General features: G+C 67.5%; 15 protein-coding genes and 1 pseudogene. 10 read left to right on the top strand and 6 right to left on the bottom strand.

The features are described 5' to 3' along the window. The 3 genes and pseudogenes from E8A12_RS01500 to E8A12_RS01490 form a co-directional block, all read right to left on the bottom strand. Positions 1-120, bottom strand: a pseudogene (locus E8A12_RS01500) (isovaleryl-CoA dehydrogenase); the annotation flags it as partial. A 185-nt stretch (positions 121-305) separates the two neighbouring features. Beyond that, on the bottom strand, positions 306-788 hold the full coding sequence (locus E8A12_RS01495) for an Lrp/AsnC family transcriptional regulator (RefSeq protein WP_293365984.1): 483 nt from the start codon (positions 786-788) through the stop codon (positions 306-308). A 288-nt stretch (positions 789-1,076) separates the two neighbouring features. Next, complete coding sequence (locus E8A12_RS01490; protein WP_293365983.1) at positions 1,077-1,415, bottom strand: hypothetical protein; 339 nt, start codon at positions 1,413-1,415, stop codon at positions 1,077-1,079. Between the two features lie 161 nt (positions 1,416-1,576). Here E8A12_RS01490 and E8A12_RS01485 point away from each other — a divergent pair, with 161 nt between their 5' ends. Genes E8A12_RS01485 through lpdA form a run of 4 tightly spaced genes read left to right on the top strand, consistent with a single transcriptional unit; the run spans position 1,577 to position 6,481 of the window. Beyond that, positions 1,577-2,809 (top strand): thiamine pyrophosphate-dependent enzyme, encoded by a 1,233-nt coding sequence (locus E8A12_RS01485; protein WP_293365982.1) that lies wholly within the window; start codon positions 1,577-1,579, stop codon positions 2,807-2,809. A gap of 1 nt (position 2,810) precedes the next feature. Next, complete coding sequence (locus E8A12_RS01480) at positions 2,811-3,824, top strand: alpha-ketoacid dehydrogenase subunit beta (protein ID WP_293365981.1); 1,014 nt, start codon at positions 2,811-2,813, stop codon at positions 3,822-3,824. A 3-nt stretch (positions 3,825-3,827) separates the two neighbouring features. Further along, positions 3,828-5,081, top strand: coding sequence for a dihydrolipoamide acetyltransferase family protein (locus E8A12_RS01475; protein ID WP_293365980.1), 1,254 nt, complete (start codon positions 3,828-3,830; stop codon positions 5,079-5,081). 2 nt (positions 5,082-5,083) lie between these two features. Then, positions 5,084-6,481, top strand: coding sequence for a dihydrolipoyl dehydrogenase (lpdA, locus tag E8A12_RS01470; protein WP_293365979.1), 1,398 nt, complete (start codon positions 5,084-5,086; stop codon positions 6,479-6,481). A gap of 28 nt (positions 6,482-6,509) precedes the next feature. On the opposite strand, the gene E8A12_RS01465 is transcribed toward lpdA, so the two are convergent. Together E8A12_RS01465 and E8A12_RS01460 are read right to left on the bottom strand one after the other, a co-directional pair. Next, on the bottom strand, positions 6,510-7,664 hold the full coding sequence (locus tag E8A12_RS01465; protein WP_293365978.1) for an FAD-binding oxidoreductase: 1,155 nt from the start codon (positions 7,662-7,664) through the stop codon (positions 6,510-6,512). Further along, positions 7,661-8,998: an MFS transporter gene (locus E8A12_RS01460; RefSeq protein ID WP_293365977.1), complete on the bottom strand. Its 1,338-nt coding sequence runs from the start codon at positions 8,996-8,998 to the stop codon at positions 7,661-7,663. Before E8A12_RS01460 ends, E8A12_RS01465 begins: the two co-directional genes overlap by 4 nt. Positions 8,999-9,080: 82 nt before the next feature. Between E8A12_RS01460 and E8A12_RS01455 the strand changes: the two genes are divergently transcribed. After that, complete coding sequence (locus E8A12_RS01455; RefSeq protein WP_293365976.1) at positions 9,081-10,538, top strand: M81 family metallopeptidase; 1,458 nt, start codon at positions 9,081-9,083, stop codon at positions 10,536-10,538. Here E8A12_RS01455 and E8A12_RS01450 read toward each other — a convergent pair. Beyond that, complete coding sequence (locus tag E8A12_RS01450) at positions 10,501-11,205, bottom strand: XRE family transcriptional regulator (RefSeq protein WP_293365975.1); 705 nt, start codon at positions 11,203-11,205, stop codon at positions 10,501-10,503. The two genes, E8A12_RS01455 and E8A12_RS01450, sit on opposite strands and share 38 nt — an antisense overlap. Before the next feature lie 356 nt (positions 11,206-11,561). Here E8A12_RS01450 and E8A12_RS01445 point away from each other — a divergent pair, with 356 nt between their 5' ends. The 5 genes from E8A12_RS01445 to E8A12_RS01425 form a co-directional block, all read left to right on the top strand. After that, the gene (locus E8A12_RS01445) at positions 11,562-13,586 is read left to right on the top strand and encodes a serine hydrolase domain-containing protein (RefSeq protein WP_293365974.1); all 2,025 of its coding nucleotides are present in this window, start codon (positions 11,562-11,564) and stop codon (positions 13,584-13,586) included. Positions 13,587-13,594: 8 nt separating this feature from the next. Continuing rightward, positions 13,595-15,595 (top strand): serine hydrolase domain-containing protein, encoded by a 2,001-nt coding sequence (locus E8A12_RS01440; RefSeq protein WP_293365973.1) that lies wholly within the window; start codon positions 13,595-13,597, stop codon positions 15,593-15,595. A gap of 9 nt (positions 15,596-15,604) precedes the next feature. After that, the gene (locus E8A12_RS01435; protein ID WP_293365972.1) at positions 15,605-16,555 is read left to right on the top strand and encodes an ornithine cyclodeaminase family protein; all 951 of its coding nucleotides are present in this window, start codon (positions 15,605-15,607) and stop codon (positions 16,553-16,555) included. A 58-nt stretch (positions 16,556-16,613) separates the two neighbouring features. Beyond that, positions 16,614-18,737, top strand: coding sequence for a prolyl oligopeptidase family serine peptidase (locus tag E8A12_RS01430; protein WP_293365971.1), 2,124 nt, complete (start codon positions 16,614-16,616; stop codon positions 18,735-18,737). A 22-nt stretch (positions 18,738-18,759) separates the two neighbouring features. Then, positions 18,760-19,996: serine hydrolase domain-containing protein (locus E8A12_RS01425; RefSeq protein ID WP_293365970.1), on the top strand; the 1,237-nt coding region annotated here is incomplete at its 3' end.

Below are 19,996 nucleotides of genomic sequence, written 5' to 3'. Positions count from 1 at the left end.
GCTGTTGGTCTCGTCAATCTCGGCCGCGAGCGGCGCGATCTTGTCGGCGGCGAAGCGGGCCGTGGTCTCCCGGATCGCGTCGGCCGTCTCGCCAAGGCCGAACCCAAGTTGTGGCGCCATCAAAACATCCTTTCAGGAAGCCTGACGACGTTCCTCCCGTCCCATACAACTCGGCCGAATGCCCGGGAATTTCAACAGCGCAAAACATCGATTGTTAGATTATTTAAGTCGTCAAAGCCGGCATTTCTGGACTCTTGGCCGGCCGCTATGCCCAGAGCCGCACGCCGATTCGGCGCGGCCCTTGTTCAGCGCGCCCGTAGCGGCAGGGCAGTCGTCGATTTGATTTCAGAAAGCGTCATCGTGGAGTTGATTTCCTGGACCGTGGGCAGGGTCGATAGGCGACCGAAGACAAACTGCTCATAGGCTCTCACGTCGCGCGTAATGATGCGCAGGAGGAAATCGAACGGTCCCATAATAGCATGACATTCAACAACTTCGGGGAACCGGCGGATCGCCTCAGAGAACTCTGTAAGGTTGGCGCGACCGTGTGCGGACAATCGGACGCTGGCGAAAACCATGGTGTTGATGCCGAGCTTCTCGGCATCCAGGAGCGCCACTTGGGCGCGAATGTAGCCCGCCTCCCGAAGGCGCGACAGTCGTCGCCAGCAGGGGGACTGCGAAAGCCCGACCACCTCGGCGAGATCACTTGTGGAGAGGGAGCAATCCTTCTGCAGCGCATCCAGGATGCGCAAATCTATCTCATCGAGATCGGGGTTAGAATTATCCACAAAACACCTCCGCGGCATATTGAGCGATGCGCTTGAGCGCGGCAATAGCCGAAGAACGCGAAAACCTAGTCCGCGCCGGCGCCTATCCTGCTCTCCATCGATGTCCGGCTCGGAGAGTCACGGGTGCAGTTGGTTCGTTTCGATGGGGAGCAACCCGGCTGGGCGCTGGTCGACGAGGACCAGGGCGTGTTTCGCCACGTCGCCGGCGAGCTGACGGCCTGGGCCCCGCGAATTGCGGGCGGGGAGGGCGCCTCAGCCCTGCCTCGGACCGGCCGGGTTCGGTCCGCTTCAGAACCGCTGCTGAATCTGCGGCCCCTGTTGAGCCGGGTCCTTCAACTTCCCGGCGCCAGGCCGCCGGCAGTTCCGCGGCTGGCGGCGGTCGTCGGCGCATCGCTTGACGGCCGCCGCAATCCATTCCGCAGCATCTTTGGCTATGTCCTGCTGGACGGCGAGCGGGGCTGCAGGATTGTGGTCACGAGGGACGAGTTTGGGGACCAGCCCCCGGGTCTCTCGGCCCCTTCTGGCGACGCAGAGTCCTTGGTCGAGCGCCTGCAGGCGCTCGATGGCGCGTTCGGACTGCGGCCCGCAGACGTGGTCGTCCTGGGCAGAGCTGAGGTCGACGATCATCTGACGGCCCGGCTGACGGCCGCAAATCTTTCCGCCTCTGATCGTCGCGAGACCCGGCGCAACCCGTGGGCCGCGCCTCGGTCCGAGGAGCTGGGCGGCCCAAGTCCATCCTACCCCGGCCACGCCCTGGTGAACCGGTCAGCACCGCCGACGATCGGGGCATGATGTCGAATACGCCCAAGCTCCAACTGCACATCCCCACGCCGCCAGGTCGCCCGGGCGACGAGCCGACGTTCGACCATCTGGAGATCCCGCCGGCGGGCACGGTTCGAAGGCCCGACATGTCGGCGCCCGAGGCCGACCTTCGGGACCTGCCCTACGGCCTGATCCGGGTGCTCGACGACGCCGGCCGCGCCGTCGGGCCGTGGAACCCGAACCTGAGCGCCGACAGGTTGCGGGCGGGGCTTCGCGCCATGCTGCTCACCCGCACCTTCGACGAGCGCCTCTTCCGGCTGCACCGGCAGGGGAAGACCAGCTTCTACATGAAGTCGGAAGGCGAAGAGGCGATCGGGGCATGCCAGTCGATGGTGCTGGGCCGCGACGACATGGCTTTCCCCACCTATCGGATGGTCAGCTGGCTGATGGCGCGGGACTATCCGCTGGTCGACCTGGTGAACCAGATCTTCTCCAACGCCCAGGACCCGCTCAAGGGCCGACAGCTGCCGATCCTCTACTCCGCCCGTCAGTACGGCTTCTATTCGCTGTCCGGCAATGTCGGCAGCCGGTTTGGCGCCGCGGTCGGCTGGGCCATGGCGTCGGCGTTCAAAGGCGATGACAAGATCGCGATCGGCTACATCGGCGAGGGCACGACGGCCGAAGGCGATTTCCACGAGGCGCTCACATTCGCCAGCGTCTATCGAGCGCCGGTGATCCTGTGCGTCACCAACAACCAGTGGGCCATCTCCAGCTTCTCCGGCATCGCCGGAGCCGAGACCACGACCTTCGCGGCCAAGGCCCTGGCCTACGGTCTGCCGGGCCTGCGGGTCGATGGAAACGACTTCCTGGCGATCTGGGCGGCCACCGAATGGGCCGCCGAGCGGGCGCGAAGCAACCGCGGCGCCACTCTGATCGAGCTCTTCACCTACCGCGCAGGCGGTCACTCGACGAGCGACGATCCGAGTAAATACCGCCCGGCGGGCGAGGCGGCGAAATGGCCGCTGGGCGATCCGGTGGAGCGGCTGAAGCAGCACCTGGTCGCGCTGGGCGAATGGGACGAGACGCGCCACCAGGCTTTGCAGGCCGAACTGACCGAGGCCGTCCGCGCGGCGGTCAAGGAAGGCGAGGCCGTGGGGTGCCTCGGCAAGTCCAAGCCCAGCGTCCGCGAGATGTTCGAGGGCGTCTTCAAGGAGCCCGACTGGCGTCTGATCGAACAGCGGCGCGAGCTGGGAATCTGACATGCCGACGATGAACATGATCCAGGCGCTGAACTCCGCGCTCGACGTCATGCTGACCGAAGACCCCGACACGCTGATCTTCGGCGAGGACGTCGGCTATTTCGGCGGTGTCTTTCGGGTGACCGAAGGGCTCCAGAGGAAGCACGGGCTGACCCGATGCTTCGATGCGCCGATCTCCGAAGGCGGCATCGTGGCAACCGCGATCGGCATGGGCGCCTACGGCCTGCGGCCCATCGTCGAAATCCAGTTCGCCGACTACATCCTGCCGGCCTACGACCAGCTGGTCTCTGAAGCGGCGCGGCTGCGCTATCGCTCGAACGGCGAGTTCTTCGCGCCCATCACGGTGCGTGCGCCCTACGGCGGCGGCATCTTCGGCGGCCAGACCCACAGTCAAAGTCCGGAAGCGATCTTCGCCCACATCACCGGCCTCAAGACCGTCATCCCCTCCAATCCCTACGATGCAAAGGGCCTGCTGATCGCGGCGATCGAGGACGACGACCCGGTGATCTTCCTGGAGCCCAAGCGGATCTACAATGGCCCCTTCGACGGCCGGTACGACCAGTTGCTCAAGGTCTGGGCCGGAGAGCCGGGCGCCGAGGTTCCCGAGGGCCGCTACACCGTTCCCCTCGGCAAGGCGGCCCTCGTAAGGAAGGGCGCTGACGTCACCGTGATCGCCTACGGCACCATGGTCCACGTCGCGCAGGCCGGCATCGCCGAGAGCGGGGTCGACGCGGAGCTGATCGATCTGCGCTCCATCGTGCCGCTGGACATCGAGACCATCGTCGCGTCCGTGCGCAAGACCGGCCGCTGCGTGATCCTGCACGAGGCCTCCCGGTTCGGCGGCTTTGGCGGTGAGCTCTCCGCCTTGATCCAGGAGCGCTGCTTCTACCATCTGAAGAGCCCGATCGAGCGGGTCGCCGGCTGGGACACACCCTATCCGCACGCCTTCGAATGGGACTATTTCCCCGGCCCCAAACGCCTGGCCGCCGCCCTGATCCGAACCCTGGAGGCCTAGGGAATGGGCCGGTTTCTCTTCCGCCTTCCCGATGTCGGCGAGGGTGTCGCCGAGGCCGAGATCGTCGCCTGGCACGTCCAGGCCGGCGCCCGGATCCAGGAAGACCAGGCGTTGGTCGATGTGATGACTGACAAGGCCACGGTCGAGATGACCTCCCCGGTGGAGGGGGTGATCGTGTCGCTGCACGGCGAACCGGGGGCGATGGCGCCGGTGGGCTCGGTGCTGGTCGAGATCGAAGTCGAAGGCGCCGGCGAGGCCGCCCCGACGCTGGCCGCCGAAGCGCCAGCGGCCGCCAAGCCGACAGAGGCGGCTGCGCCGGCCGTGGCGCCGATGGCGAACGCCAAGTTGGCCGGGCCGCCGAGCGTCACGTCCGCTGGGCCGCCCGGCGATGCCCCGCTCGCGTCCCCGGCGACCCGAGCGCGGGCGCATGAGTTGGGGATTCCCCTGCAGTTCGTCGCGGGCACAGGTCCGGCAGGCCGGATCACCGCGCAGGATCTCGACACCCATGTGGCCGGCGGCAGTCCGGCGAACGGTCAGGGCGCGCGCTACGCGCCGAAAGCCGGCGTGACGGAGGTTCGCATCCTCGGGCTGCGCCGCCGGATCGCCGAGAAGATGCAGGAAGCCAAGCGGCGGATCCCGCACTTCGGCTACGTCGAGGAATTCGATCTCACCGAGCTGGAAGGGCTTCGCGAGGAACTCAACGCCGGCCGTACGGACGGTCGGCCGAAGCTCACCCTGCTGCCCTTCTTCATGCGCGCCCTGGTCGGCGTCCTGCCGGATTTCCCGCAGATCAACGCGCGCTATGACGACGAGGCCGGAGTCCTGCACAGGTCGGAAGGGGTCCACATCGGCATTGCGACGCAGACGCCGGCAGGACTGATGGTTCCGGTGGTCGCCCATGCCGAGGCGCGCGACCTGTGGGATTGCGCGGCGGAACTGTCCCGCGTCACGGCCGCCGCCCGGGACGGCAGCGCCACGCGCGATGAGCTCACCGGATCGACGATCACCGTGACCAGCCTCGGGGCCCTCGGCGGCGTCGCGGCGACCCCGGTGATCAACCACCCGGAAGTGGCGATCATCGGGCCCAACAAGCTGGTCGAACGCGCCGTGGTGCAGGCGGGGCATGTCGTCGTTCGGAAGATGATGAATGTCTCGTCGTCCTTCGATCACCGGATCGTCGATGGCTTCGACGCCGCCCGGTTCATTCAGCAGCTCAAGCGGCGCATCGAGCATCCCGCACTCATCTTCGTGGATTGAACATGCCGCAGACCCTCAAGACGAAGGTGCTTGTGGTGGGCGGCGGTCCCGGCGGCTACGTCGCCGCGATCCGCGCCGGTCAGCTCGGGCTCGAGACCGTCTTGGTCGAAGCCGACCGCCTGGGCGGCACCTGCCTCATCCGCGGATGCATCCCCTCAAAGGCCCTGATCCACGCCGCGGGCCTCTATGCGGAGATGGCGCAGGCGGCCGACCTCGGACGGTTCGGCATCCACCTGAAGTCCAAGCCGAGGCTTGATTTCAACGAGACCGTCGAATGGAAAGAGAGCGTCGTCGACAGGCTGAGCAATGGGGTCGCCGGCCTGCTGAAGCGCGCCAACGTCAAGGTGTTGTCCGGCTGGGCGACCTTCTCGGATGCCAAGACCTGCACGGTCGCCGGCGCGGAGGGCCCGATCGAGGTCACGGCCGAACACGTGATCCTGGCCACAGGCTCCGTGCCAGCGGAACTGGCCGCTCTACCCTTCGGCGGCCCGGTCATTTCGTCCACGGAGGCGCTATCGCTTTCGCAGGTCCCGAAGCATCTGGTGGTCGTAGGCGCCGGCTACATCGGCCTGGAATTGGGCATCGCCTACGCCAAGCTGGGATCCGCGGTTTCCATCGTGGAACTGCAGGACCGCATCCTGCCGCTCTACGACGTCAAGCTCGTTGAGCCTGTGCGCCGCTGGCTCGACAGGCATGACGTGACCCTGCATCTGGGCGCCAAGGCCCTCGGCCATGGCGGACGCGCGCTGGCCATCGAGGCCGCGGCCGGCGAGCGGCTCGCCCTGCCGGCGGATCGCATCCTTGTCACCGTCGGACGGCGGCCGAACACGATGGGATGGGGCCTGGACGCCACCGGCCTGGCGATGGAGGGGCCGTTCGTGAAGGTGGACGACCGATGCGCCACCTCGACCACCAACGTGTGGGCGATCGGCGACCTGGTCGGCGAGCCGATGCTGGCCCACAAGGCGTCCGCACAAGGCGAGATGGTGGCCGAGATCATCGCCGGCGCGCGTCGCCGCTTCGACCCGGTGGCCATCGCGGCCGTCTGCTTCACAGAGCCCGAGATCGTCAGCGTCGGCATCGGCCCGGACGAAGCGCCCGGCGGGGTGGAGCTGGTCGTCGGGCAATTCCCCTTCCAGGCCAATGGCCGCGCGCTCTCCATGGACGCCGGCGGTGACGGCGGCTTCGTCCGCGTGGTGGCGCGCAAGTCGGATCACCGGATCCTAGGTATCCAGGCTGTCGGGCGCCACGTCTCGGAGTTGTCCGCCCAGTTCGCCACCTTGATGGAAATGGGTGCGGTCCTCGAGGACGTCGCGGGCATCATCCATGTCCATCCGACCCTGAGCGAGGCGGTGCATGAGAGCGCCCTGAAGGCGCTCGGGCACGCGATTCACATCTGATCCGACGAGGCCTTGAACGCCGACTTATTCAGTCGCGCTGGGCCGTCGCCAAGCTCTCCGTGAAGCGATCCGGGCGAAGATCATAGGCGCTCACGCCAAACCGCACCAGGTCGTCAGGCGCCGGCTCGCCCAGCACAAGGGCGCACGCCAGCGCGCCCATGGCCGGCGCGGTCTGGATGCCGTAGCCGCCCTGGCCCGCGAGCCAAAAGAAGCCGGGCGCATCGGGCGCGAAGCCGACCACGGGACTGCGATCGGCGACAAAACTTCGAAGGCCGGCCCAGCTGCGGCGGATGCGATGGACCTCCAGGGTCGTCGCCGTCTGCACTCGGTCGACCGCGGTCGCAATATCCCACTCGTCGGGCTGTGCGTCGCAGGGCTCCGAAGGCGTCTCGTCTCCCGGGGACAGGAGAAGGGCGCCGGCGTCGGGTCGAAAGTAGAATTGCTCGTCGACGTCGATCACCATCGGCCATTCGTCGCTGTTCGACCCGTCAGGCGCAGCAACGATCAGCGCCGTCCTGCGGTTTGGCTGGAGACCTACGGTCCTGACGCCGGCAAGCCGCGCGATCACATCGGCCCATGCTCCGGCCGCGTTGATCACGACCTTGGCTTCGATCTGAATGTCGGGCGTCTCCACGAGCCATCCCGAGCCCTGACGGGAAAGGCGAACGACCTCCGCGTTGACGACCAGCTCTCCGCCCCTGGCCTTGACCTGGCGGAGCCAGCCCTGATGCAGCACGTCGACGTCGACGTCGGCGGAGCCGGTTTCGACCGCGGCGGCCGCGACATAGTCTCCCCGTAACACCGAGCATTGGGCGCTCGCTTCGGCGGCGGTCAGGCGGCGGATCGCCGGGGCCACATCCGGCAAGGCGCAGAAGGCTTCCAGCCTCGCCAGCTGCGCCGCCGAGGCGATATGCATGGCGCCGCGCGGGCGGACGATCGGCGCGTCGACAAAGCCCTCTGGCGGTGAATACAGGAAGTTGCGGCTCGCGCGGGAGAGGGCGCGGATTGGCACGCTTCCGTAGATCTCGGAGAAGAGCGCCGCCGAGCGTCCGGTCGAATGCATCCCGGGAAAGGCTTCGCGCTCAAGGACGATCACCTTCTGCGTCTGAGCGAGCGCAGCGGCGACCGAGGCGCCGGCGATCCCGGCGCCAATAACGACAACGTCGGCGATGGTCGTACTCATGTCATGTCGATCTTTCGGGCGGCTGCCAGGGCGGTCCGGTAAAGCAAGGTCGCAAGGATGGCCGCGGGAAACGCAACCGCTGTAATCGCAGCGCCGACCGCGGTGGGATTGTGGAGGACGTGTTCAAGGATTAGCGCCGGAAGGGCCGCGCCCAACGCAAGGCCGAGACCGATATTGATCAGCGAGACGATGCTGACGCTGAGCCCGCGGGCGTCTCCGGGGGCCAGCTCCTGCAGGACGGTGATTCCGACCGACTGGCCTGTGGTCGAGGCGAAGATCCACACTCCGGCCAGGGCGAAGATCACCGCCGGCAGCGGCGCCAGGACGAACAGGGTGCTGACCACGCCGCCGAGCATGGCGCCAACGGCGAGCAGCAGGCGGGAGGAGGCGCCGCCCCGCTTGACCATTCGGTCGGCGACGATCCCGGCGCCTGCCGAGCCCAATACGCCGCCGACGATCACCACCGCGCCCAGCACGCCGCCGATCTCCGCCACGCCGACGCCGAAGCGTCGCGACAACAACGTCGGGACCCAGTTCAGGATGGCGAAGTCGCAGAGGCTGCTCAGGCCCATCGCGGCATATAGGGGCAGCAGGACCGGCCAGAGCAGGGCCAGGCGCCTTGCCGCGTCGAGGAGCGGGACCGGCGTGGCGGCGACGCCGGCGATCAGGTGGCGGCGCCTGGGTTCGGGGACCGTCAGCGCCAGCGCCGCCACGGGCAGACCGAGCAGGCCCAGGATCACCAGCCCGGCGCGCCAGGGGGCAAGCTCGCCGACGATCGGCAGGCTGTGCAGCGCCCCGGATTCCGCGGCCTGAAGGATGAGTCCGCCGAGCGCCAGCGCCACGCCGCCGCCCACGATCATGCCCATCAGGAATGTGCCGGTGGCGGCGCCGCGGCGGTTTACGGGAAAGCTGTCGGTGATGATCGACATCGCCGCCGGCGCCAAGGCGGCCTCACCAATTCCGACGGCCGCCCGCGCGGCGAACAGGCTCCCGAACGACGCCGCGTAGCCGCACGCCACCGTCGCGAGGCTCCAGATGACGATGCCCGCGACGATCACCAGCCGGCGCGGGAGGACGTCGGCGGCGCGGCCGAGCCCTACGCCCGCCACGGCGTAGATCAGTGCAAAGGCCGCGCCCTGCAACAGGCCGATCTGTACGTCTGTCGCGTGCAGGTCCGCACGGATCGGATCGACCAGCAGGCTCAGAATCTGCCGATCGCTGTAAGACAGCACCGCGGCGATGCAAAACACCCCGACGGCCCACCATGCGCGGGACGAGGGCGGCCAGGGCGCTTCCCCGGCCGTGAAGCCATCGGAGTTGGAGGTGGTCATCATCAGTTGAATCGGTCACCAGGGTCCGATACGACTTGGCATATCTGAAAACCGTTTTCTACAACCGAAATCTAGGAGACTGGGATTGCGGGTCTTGGTAGCCGGACTACAGCACGAGACAAACACCTTCGCCTCGTGGCCGACCGGCGCCAGGGCCTTCGAGGAAGGCGGGGTCCGGCGGGGCGCCGCGGTACTGGAGGGCAGGGGCGCCGACCACCAGACGGCGCAGCTGTGGCGCGACTTGTGCGCGCGCGATGGGCACGAATTCACCGCCAGCCTGTTCACCTGGGCGCAGCCTTCCGGGCCCATCGTGCAGTCGGTCTATGAGGGCTTTCGCGACGAGATCCTCACCGCGCTGCGGTCTCAAGGGCCGTTCGATGTCGTGTTGCTTTTCCTGCACGGCGCCATGGTGTCGACCGGGTGCGATGACTGCGAGGCCGACCTCGTAGGCCGAGCGCGCGAGGTCGCGGGCGAGGCGGCGGTGATCGGCGTGGAACTCGATCCCCATTGCCATCTGACGCCGGCGCTCGTCGAAGCCGCGGACGCCGTGATCCTGATGAAGCACTATCCGCACGATGACTATCTCGAGCGCGGGGCCGAGCTTTACGAGTTGTGCCTTGGCAAGGCCCGCGGCGAGGTGCGGCCGACCTCGGCCCTGTTCGATTGCCGGATGGTGGGCTTCTACCCGACCACCCAGGAGCCCATGGCGTCGTTTGTCGAGCGCTTCGGGGAGATCGAGCGCCAGCCCGGCGTCCTCTCGGTGAGTTTCGCCCATGGTTTTCCCTGGGGGGACACGCCCGACACCGGCTCACGGGTGCTGGTCATCACGGACGGCGATGCGCAGCTTGCGGCGCGGCTGAGCGCGCAGGTCGGCCTCGAAATCTACGCCGCCCGCGACGCGCTGCTGCCGCGGTTTCCCGGCGTCGAGGCGGCGCTTACCGAGGCTTTGGAAGCCCCTGGGCTGGTGGTGGTCGCCGACACCGCGGACAATGCCGGAGGCGGCGCGCCCGGCGACAACACGAGCCTCCTGAAAGCGATGCTGGACCGCGGGATCGGGTCTGCCGCGCTGGGGGCGATCTGGGATCCCATGGCCGCGGGGGCCTGCGCGGACGCGGGCGTCGGGACCCGCCTGAAGCTTCGGATCGGCGGCAAGTCCGGACTGGCGTCCGGCCAGCCGCTGGACGTGGAGGCGACGGTTCGCGGGGTCCGCGAACGTCACGACCAGGCGGGCCTGGGCACCTCGCGATCGCACATGGGGCTGTCGGTTTGGATCGCAGTGGACGGAATCGACGTGGTGCTCTCATCCATCCGGACCCAGGTCTTCTCGCCCGACGCCTTCACCGGCCTGGGCCTCGACCTGCAGGACAAGAAGATTGTCGCGGTGAAGTCGAGCCAGCACTTCTATGGCGGCTTCGCGCCGATCGCGGCGAAGGTGATCCGGGCGGCGACGCCCGGCGCTATCCAGATGGATTTCGCAAGCCTGCCCTACGTCAAGAAATCCGACCTCAGCTTCTACCCGCGCGTCGACGATCCGCTGGCCTGAGGGTCTTGGTCGCCTTGACCGACTTGACGGCTTTCAGCGGCGGGTCGTTCGCCGGCGCGGCCTCCTGGCCGCCTGAAGCGGCGATGAGTTGGGATTCGTCGCCCGAGCAGATTGACAGGACGCGGCAGCGGCCCTCTCCGACGTTCAGGTAGATATGCCCCATCCCGCTGTCGAAATAGATAGAATCGCCCGTCTCCAGCGTCACAGGCGCGTAGAGGTCCGTATGCAGTTCGGCCGTGCCCTCAAGTACGAAGGCATATTCCTCGCCGGGGTGCCGAATCATCTCGCTGAAATCTGATTTGGTGCGGGCGTGTATCTCAGCGATGAGAGGCACGAACCGCTTGTTCAGCAGATCCGTCGCGCAGTAGGTCGTGACGTAGGTGTCAGTTTCGATGATCCGGCCCTCGCCTGCGCGACTAATACTGCGACGGCCGGTGGCTAAGCTGATGGGTGGCGTCGCTTCCGAGGAGAACAGCAGACCAATATCGATCTCAAGTCCCCGGCTGATCCGAGCCAATTTGTCGTAGCTGAGCGACATCTTGTCATTTTCGACTTTGGACAGCGTCGACACGGGCAGGCCAGTTCGCCGGCTGACCTCTGACAACGTCCAGCCGTTAGCGAGCCTCAGGCTTTTCAGGACCGACCCCGGCTTGGCTTTAGTATTCACGCGCGCTCAGCTCCACATCTGCTTTTCACACTCTACTACGCGCCGGGTCGAGAGGTCCAACCCGCCCGCGCGCGTCGCCGGAGAGGCCGGGCCGCAGCAGGGTCCAAGTTTCCCAGAGAGCGGCAATATATCTAAACCGGAAACAGCTTGCGAAAAGAGAAATCGTGTGAACTGATCGTGACGCCGGCCGGTGGGCCGCGCGACGCGGGGGAAGACAGGCGGATCGGGCAGCGACGAGCATCCAAGCCAGCCGTCGGAGCGGACTTGCTCCGATGTCGCCGAAGCGCTCCAGGTCACGAGCTCCCGGTCTCGAGTTGAACGTTTCGGGTATTGCGCTGTTCGAAGGGGCTTGCAGGATGAACTCACTCTCAAGGTACGCCGCGCTGGGCGCGATGGTGTTGGCCCTGGGTGGCTTCGCCCCGTCGCCGGCGAGCCAATCGCCTACGGCCCTGGCGACCGGCCCTGTCGTTTCCCTTCCCACGCCGCGCTCGGATGCGAAGGCCAGCGCTAGCGCTCCGGCGCCGACGAGCGGACATGCGCTCACGGCCGAAGACGCCGCGGCCTATTTCGACGGACTGCTGCCCGACGCGATAAGCCGCGCGGATATCGCCGGCGCGGTGATCGTCATCGTCAAGGACGGGCAACCCCTGTTCGAGCGCGGCTATGGCCTTTCGGACGTCAAGGCGCGCAAGCCGGTCGATCCGGACAAGACCCTGTTCCGGCCTGGCTCGATTTCGAAGACGTTCACCTGGACCGCGGTCATGCAGCAGGTCGAGGCCGGCAAGATCGACCTCGACGCCGACGTCAACCAGTACCTGGACTTCAAGATCCCGCCCTACGACGGCAAGCCCATCACCATGCGCAATCTGATGACCCATTCGCCCGGGTTTTCCGATGCGGCCAAGGATCTCATCTTCACCGACCCCAAGCGCCTGAAAAGCCTCGGCGCGACTCTGAACGGGACCACGCCGGCGCGCATCTTCCCGCCCGGAACGACGCCGGCCTACTCGAACTACGGCGCCGCCCTGGCCGGTTACATCGTGGAGCGTGTCTCCGGCGAGCCGTTCGCGGATTACATCGCCCACCACATTCTCAGCCCCCTCGGCATGTCCCATTCCACCTTCGTCCAGCCCCTCCCGGCCGGCTGGTCGGCGAACATGTCAAAGGGCTACCGCGTGGCCTCGAGCCCGCCGGGCGCCTACGAGATCGTCGGGCCGTCGCCCGCGGGTTCGATGGCGACGACCGGGTCGGACATGGCCCGCTTCATGATCGCCCACCTGCAGGACGGAGAATTCCAGGGGCAGCGCATCCTGGCGGCCAAGACGGCCGAGACCATGCATAGCCTGCAGTTCGCGCCGGTTCCGTCGCTTCCCGGCATGGCGTTCGGCTTCTATCAGGAGCCCGGCAACGGCCATCGCGTGATCGGCCACGCCGGCGACACCAGCCTGTTCCACAGCGACATGCATCTGTACCTGGACGACCACGTCGGCCTGTTCATCTCCCTCAACAGCGCCGGCAGCATGGGCGCGGCGCACACCATCCGCGCGACGGTGTTCAAGGGTTTCACGAACCGCTATTTCCCCGCCGCACCGGCGCCTGCCCTGCCGACCTGGAAGGACGCCAAAGCCGACGGTCAGACGCTCGCGGGCAACTATATCGACAGCCGGCGCTCCGACTCCGGCTGGTTGAGGATCGGCGGCTTCCTGCTGGGCCAGGCGAAGATCACCACCGATGGGAGCGGCGTGGTGACGGTCTCTGCCTTCCGCGGGGTGAACAACCGACCCAAGCATTGGCGCGAGGTCGGACCGTTCCAGTATCAGGAAGTCGGCGGCGACAGCCGGATGGCGGCCGTCGTCGAGGGCGGCAAGGTGACAAGGGTCATGACCGACGACGAGCCTCCCGTGCTGTCTCTTCAGCCTGTCTCTGGGGCGATGTCGGCGACCTGGAACGTGCCGCTGTTCTACCTCACCGCGGGAATCCTGACGATCGCCGGGGTGAGCTGGCCTGCCGCGGCGATCATCCGCAGACGATATGGCCACAGCTTCGAGCTGACCGGCCGTGCGGCGCTGCTCTACCGGCTGACCCGGGCCGTCTGCCTGGTAGACCTGGCCTTCGCCGGCCTGTGGTTCTGGTTCATGTCGCACCAGGGCAGCCAATGGCTGAGCAGCGCCAATGACGGGATCATCCGGCTGATCCAGCTCGTCGGTCTGGTGGGCGTGGTGGGCGCGATCGCACCCCTGGCGAACGTCGCGGCCGTCTTCGCCGACGCCTCGCGAAGCTGGTGGGCCAAGGTCTCGAGCGTCGCGATCGCCACCGCGGCGCTGGCGTTCATCTGGTTCGCCCTCAGTCTGCACCTGATCACCCTGCACATCGCCTACTGAGGCCGGCGATGAATCCGCTCTCAAGGATCGCCGCAGTGGGCGCGATGTTCGTCGCGCTTGGTGGTTTCGCCGCCGCGCCAGCGAGCCAGTCGCCCGCGACCTTGTCGCCTGGGGCCCACGCGGCAGGCGGGGCCGCGGCTTCCGCGCCGACGAGCGCACACGCGCTCACAGCCGAGGACGTTGCGGCCTATTTCGACGGCATGCTGCCCTCAGAGATGGAACGCGCCGATATCGCCGGCGTCATCATTGTGGTCGTCAAGGACGGGCAGCCGCTGTTCGAACGGGGCTACGGTCTTGCCGACGTCAAGGCGGGGCGGCCGGTCGATCCGGACACAACGCTGTTCCGCCCCGGCTCCATTTCGAAGCTGTTCACCTGGACGTCGGTCATGCAGCTGGTGGAAGCGGGCAAGATCGACCTCGACGCCGATATCAATCAGTACCTCGATTTCAAGGTCCCGCCTTACGACGGCAAGCCGATGACCATGCGGCAGCTGATGACCCATTCAGCGGGGTTCGCCGACGCCTCCAAGGACCTTTTCCCGCCCGATCTCAAACACCTCAAGCCTCTCAGCCGGATGGGCGAGGTCGCGATGCCCGCGCGGATCTTCCCGCCCGGGACCACGCCCGCCTATTCGAACTACGGCGCGTCTCTTGCCGGCTACATCGTGCAGCGCGTGTCCGGAGAGCGGTTCGAGGACTACGTCGCGCAACACATCTTTGCCCCGCTCGGCATGATGCATTCGACCTTCGACCAGCCGTTGCCGAAGGGCTGGTCGGCGAACATGTCAAAGGGCTACCGGACGGGCTCCGGTCACCCGGGTCCGTACGAGCTCGTCCAGATGCCGCCGGCGGGCGCTCTGGCGACCACCGGTTCGGACCTGAGCCACTTTATGATCGCCCACCTGCAGGACGGGGAATATCAGGGCCAACGCATCCTGAGCGTCAAGACGGCGGAATACATGCACAGCCTGCAGTTCCAGCCCGTCCCGGAACTGCCCGGCATGGCGCTTGGATTCTACCAGGAACCCGCCAACGGACACCGGGTGATCGGCCACGCCGGGGACACCGGCCTGTTCCACAGCGACCTGCATCTCTTTCTGGACGACCACGTCGGCCTCTACATCTCGCTGAACAGCGCCGGCACAGGCGGGGCCGGATCGCTGGGCAGCGGGCTCCGCACCTCGGTTTTCAGAGGCTTCACGAACCGGTATTTCCCGGCGCCCAAGGCTGCGGAGCCGCCCACCTGGGCGACCGCCAGGGCCGATGGCCAGACCTTGTCCGGCGACTACCTCGACACCGGACGGTCGGAGGCCAGCTGGACGCGTATTCGCAGCTTCCTCCTGGGGCAGACCAAGGTCTCCTCGGACAAGGATGGCATCGTCACCGTCTCGTCCTATCGCGGCGTGAACCATCAGCTCGAGCGCTGGCGCGAAATCGGACCGTTCCAATACCAGGCGATCGGCAGCGCCAGCCGCATGGCGGCGGTTGTCCGAGACGGCAAAGTCAGCCTGATCATGCGCGACGACTATCCGCCGGTGGAGGCGCTCCAGCCCGTGCCGGCCGCCCTGTCGGCGGCCTGGAACCTGCCGCTCCTGTACGTGAGCGCCGCAATTCTGGCGATCGCGGCGCTGGCCTGGCCGCTGGCCGCCATCATCCGCAAGCGATACGGCCAGGGCTTTGAATTGTCCGGGCGCGCGGCCACGCTCTACAGGCTGACCCGGGCAGTCTGTTGCGGGTATCTGGCCTTCGGCTACCTCTGGTACTGGCTCCTCACTCAAGGGGGGCATGCATCCAGCGGCGGCGATTGGATCGTTCGACTGATCCAGCTGCTCGGCGTGGTCTGCGTGGCCGGGACGGTCGCGCCGCTCATGAATGTCGGGACGGTGTTAGCCGATCCAGCACGAAGCTGGTGGGCCAAGGTCTCAAGCGTCGCGATCGCCGCCGCGTGCCTGGCGTCGATCTGGTTCGTCATCAGCCTACGCCTGATCACCCTGAACATCGCTTATTGAGGCCCCGCCATGGAACCCCGGTTCATCGGCCGCAAGGAAATCAGACGGGTCCTGACCTTCGAGGCCTGCACACCGCTGATGCGCGAGGCGATGCTCGCGGTATCGAGCGGCGGCATCAACCAGCCGCCGCGGCAGATCCTGCCGCTGGTCAGCGGGCGGGGCGCGTTCGGGATCATGCCCGGCGTGATCGGCGACGACCGGTTCGGCGCCAAGCTGATCAGCGCCTTCAGCCAACCGGCGGGTTCCCACCTTCCGGCGCATCAGGGCGTGGTGGTGCTTTTCGATCCCGTGACCGGGTCGCCCGTCTGCGTGCTCGACGCCGGGGAGATCACCCGGATCCGCACTGCCGCGGCAAGCGCCTTGGCCACTGAGGTGCTGGCTCGGCCCGACGCCGATCGGCTCGCGGTGTTGGGGACTGGCGAGCAGGCAGAAGCCCACATCCGGGCGATCTCTGCCGTCCGACCCCTGAGCCGGATCGTGGTGTGGGGCCGCAATCGCGAGCACGCGCAAAGACTGGCCACCGAGCTCGGCGCCAACGACGGCTTCAAGATCGAGGTCGCCGCGGACGTGCGATCCGCCGTCGCCGAGGCCGACATCGTCTGCACGACGACCGGCTCGGCCGAGCCGATCCTGGCGGGTGACTGGCTGACGGACGGCGCCCACGTGAACATCGTCGGCTCCAGCCGGCTGGGCCCCACCGAAGTCGATGACGACCTTGTCGTACGCGCCCGCTACTTCGCCGACAGCCGCGCCAATGTGCTGGCCCAGGGGACGGAATTCCGCCGGGCCGTCGAGTCCGGACGGATCGACGACAGCCACATCGCCGGCGAGATCGGCGAGGTGCTGGCGGGCAAGATCGAGGGCCGTCAGTCCGCCACGCAGGTCACGGCCTACAAGTCCCTCGGATGCGTCGCGCAGGACCTGTGGGCCGGATGGCACGTCTTCCGAGCTCTCTTATGAACGCCGAGAACCTCGCGCCGGCCCGCGGCGCAGACCGATCAATCCTTGAAGGTTTCCAATGATGTTGAAGCTTCCCGGCGCCGCGCGCCTGTTCACCGCAGCTCTGTCCGCCGCGACCATGTTGACGCCGTGGCACGCGAACGCCGCGCCCCGCGCCCTGGCCCACGACTTCACGATCGAACAGGTCCTCAGCGCGCCGTTCCCCTCCAGCCTGGTCGCCGCCGCGCAGGGTGGCCGAGTGGCGTGGGTCTTCGACAAGGACGGTAGCCGCAACGTCTGGGTCGCCGAGCCGGGTGCGAACGGCGCCTTCACGGCGCATCCGATCAGCGCCTTCACGGGCGACGACGGCGTCGATATGGGCGAACTGGACTGGACGCCCGACGGTCGCCAGGTCGTCTTTTCGCGCGGCGGCAGCCTGGAGGGCGGCGGCCCGGTGAACGTCCACAGCCTTCCCTCGGGGGCCGTCGGCCAGGAGGTCTGGGTGGCCTCGGTCGACGGGACCGCGCCGCGCCGGATCGGGCCCGGGCACTCCGCCGCCGTCTCCCCGCGGGGAGGCGCCGTCGCGTACGTCCAGGCCGATCAGATCTGGCTGGCGCCCCTGGCGGCCGGCGGGCAACCGACGCAGCTGATCCACGATCGCGGGCGGAGTGGGCAGATTGCCTGGTCACCCGACGGAGGGAAGCTGGCGTTCGCAAGTTCGCGCGGCGACCACAGCCTCGTCGGCGTCTACGACTTCGCCGCCAAGACCATCACCTGGCTCGGTCCGAGCGTCGATCGGGACATGGCCCCCACCTGGTCTCCCGATGGCCGAAGCGTCGCCTTCGTCCGCATCGCCACCAGCCATGCGGGCCTGTTCGCCGACAGCCGTGAAGCCCAGCCCTGGTCGCTCTGGGTCGGCAACCCCGCCACGGGGACGGCGAACGCCATCTGGACCGCCAACCCGGGGCCGGGAAGCGCGTTCCATTCGCTGGAAGTCGAGAAGACCCTGATGTGGACCGCCGACGGCCGGCTGGTCTTCCCGTGGGAGCGCAGCGGCTGGATGCAGCTCTATTCGGTCTCGCCTGCGGGCGGCGAGCCGACCCGGCTCACCCATGGCGATTTCGAGGTGTTCAGCGCCAGCCTCAGCGCCGACCGCAAGCGGATCGTCTACTCCTCCAACGAGGGCGACATCGATCACCGGCACGTCTGGGAGCTCGCGGCGGGCGCCACGGCGCCCCGCCAGCTGACGCGTGGCGCGACCGTCGAAGACAGTCCGGCGGTGACCAGCGCCGGTCAGGTGGTCGCCTTGCACGGCGATTGGCGCAAACCGATCCGGCCGGTTTCACTGGCCGCCTCGGGCCAGCCGGTCGAGCTGGCGCCCTCGGCCATGCCGGCGGAATTCCCGGCGGCCCGGCTCACCGAACCCAAGCAGGTGATCTTCGACTCGCCCGACGGCGTGAAGGTCCACGCCCAGCTGTTCCTGCCGCCTGCGGGACATCCGTCCCGGGGCCCCGCCATCCTCTTCTTCCATGGCGGTCCGACCCGGCAGATGCTGCTCGGCTGGCATCCGATGGACGCCTACGCCTACATGTACGGCCTGAACCAGTATCTGGCCAACGAGGGCTACGTGGTCCTCTCGGTCAATTACCGCGGCGGCAGCGGCTACGGCCTCGACTTCCGCGAGGCGAAGAATTTCGGAGCCAAGGGCGCGAGCGAGGACAACGACATCGTCGGCGCGGCCAAATATCTGGCCTCGCGTCCCGACGTCGACGCCGCGCACATCGGCATCTGGGGCGGCAGCTACGGCGGACTGATGACGGCGCTGGGCCTTTCGCGCCATTCCGACCTGCTGGCGGCCGGCGTCGACTACGCGGGGGTGCACGACTGGAGCGCCATGGGCCGCCTCGGTCCGGGGTCGGCCAAGGGCGCGGCGGAACTTGCCCTTCAGTCTTCGCCGATGGGGGCCATCGACAAATGGAAGTCGCCGGTGCTGCTGATACATGCCGACGACGACCGCAACGTGCCGTTCTCCCAGACGGTCGAGATCGTCGAGGCGCTGCGTCAGCACAACGTCGAGTTCGAGCAGATCATCCTGCCCGACGAGATCCATGACCTGCTCCGCGCGGACTCCTGGAACCGGTTCTTCCACGCCACCGACGACTTCTTCGCCCGGCATCTTCAGTCCCAGCCGGCGCCTCGCTAGAGCCCCAGACCGCAGGATCACCATGGACGTTCTACGCACCGCATCGAGGATGGGCCGGCGCCTCGCCGGCGGGACACTGGCCTGCGTGCTGGGGCTCGCCGTGGCGTCGCCCGGTTGGGCCGCGACGGCCGCTGCGCCGCCCAGCCTGCCGGCCGGGGCGCAGCCGCAGGACATCGACCGGCTCGCCGCGCGCATCCTGGAGACGTTCTCGGTGCCCGGCATGTCGGTGGCGGTCGTCAAGGACGGGAAGGTGTTGTTCGCCAAGGGCTATGGCGTCCGGGCCACCGGAAAGCCGGACAAGGTCGACGCCGACACCCTGTTCGGCATCGGCTCGAACACCAAGGCCTTCACCGTGGCGGCGCTTTCGACGCTGGTGGACGAAGGCAAACTGCATTGGGACGACAAGGTCACCGACCTGTTGCCGGGCTTCCGGCTCTACGATCCCTACGTCACGCGCGAACTGACGGTGCGGGACCTGCTCACGCACCGGAGCGGCCTGGGCCTGGGGTCAGGCGACCTGATGCTGTTCCCGGTCAGCGATTTCACGCGGGATGAAATCATCCACAACCTGCGCTACCTGCCGCCGGCCTCCAGCTTCAGGTCCAAATACGCCTACGACAACCTGCTCTACATCGTCGCCGGGGAGCTGATCCCGAAGATCACCGGGGTCAGTTGGGAGCAGTACGTCCAGACCAAGATCCTGGACCGGCTGGGAACCGGCTGCGCGGCGACCCTGACGCTCACCGCCGGGAACCGCAACGTCGCAGCGCCTCATGCGGAGATCGACGGCAAGGTGACCGAGCTCGAGCCGGATCCCAGCACCGCCTACGACCCGGCAGGATCGATCGAGTGCAACGCCAGCGGCATGGCCGCGTGGGCGAACCTGCAGTTGGCCGGCGGTCAGTTCCCGGATGGCTCGCTTCTCTTCAGCGCCGCCCGGCACAAGGAGATGTGGACGCCGCAGACGATCATCCCGGTCGCCGAGTCGGCGGCGGCGCCCAAGACGCGATTCCGCAACTACGGTCTGGGCTGGATGATCGAGGACTACGACGGCGCGTTAAGGGTCACACATACCGGCGCAATCATCGGCATGGTGAGCTACGTGTCCCTGCTGCCGGAACAGCACGTCGGCGTCATCGTGCTCACCAACCAGCAGACCGGCGCGGCCACCTCGTCGATGATGCAGACCATTCTCGACGCCTTCCTGCATCAGCCGGCTCAGGATTGGGTCGCGGTCTACCAGAAACGCCGGACGGAGC

This window comes from Phenylobacterium sp. (genome assembly GCF_004799395.1).
Lineage (GTDB): Bacteria > Pseudomonadota > Alphaproteobacteria > Caulobacterales > Caulobacteraceae > Phenylobacterium.
This window is presented reverse-complemented; position numbering and strand designations above follow the sequence as displayed.